The sequence below is a fragment of the Pseudomonas batumici genome (genome assembly GCF_000820515.1).
Classification (GTDB): Bacteria; Pseudomonadota; Gammaproteobacteria; order Pseudomonadales; family Pseudomonadaceae; genus Aquipseudomonas; species Aquipseudomonas batumici.
In genome coordinates, this window is sequence record NZ_JXDG01000100.1 from 1 (window position 1) to 530 (window position 530).

Below are 530 nucleotides of genomic sequence, written 5' to 3' on the forward strand. Positions count from 1 at the left end.
AATATCTACACCGGTCCCAGCACCGAAGACACCCCGGCACTGATCGAGCCGGCGGCGTTCAGCGACGGGATCGTAATCGTCCAGGTCAACCAGTTGGTTGACGACGTCAGCGAACTGCCCCGGGTGGATATTCCCGCGTCCTGGGTCGACTTCGTGGTGGTGGCCGACAAACCTTTCTATATCGAGCCGCTGTTCACCCGCGACCCGCGCCATATCAAACCGGTGCATGTGCTGATGGCGATGATGGCGATTCGCGGGATCTACGAAAAACACAAGGTGCAGTCCCTCAACCACGGGATCGGTTTCAACACCGCCGCCATCGAGCTGATCCTGCCGACCTACGGTGAGTCCCTCGGCCTGAAGGGCAAGATCTGCCGCAACTGGACGCTCAACCCGCACCCGACCCTGATTCCCGCCATCGAAAGCGGCTGGGTCGAAAGCGTGCATTGCTTCGGCACCGAGCTGGGGATGGAACACTACATCGCGGCCCGCCCGGATGTGTTCTTCACCGGGCGCGACGGCTCGTTGCG

General features: G+C 61.7%; 1 protein-coding gene. It reads left to right on the plus strand.

Features of this window, described 5'->3' with window-relative positions:
- Window positions 1-530, plus strand: a 530-nt coding sequence (locus tag UCMB321_RS28400; protein WP_040072022.1) for a malonate decarboxylase subunit alpha, incomplete at both ends; no start/stop codon positions are given.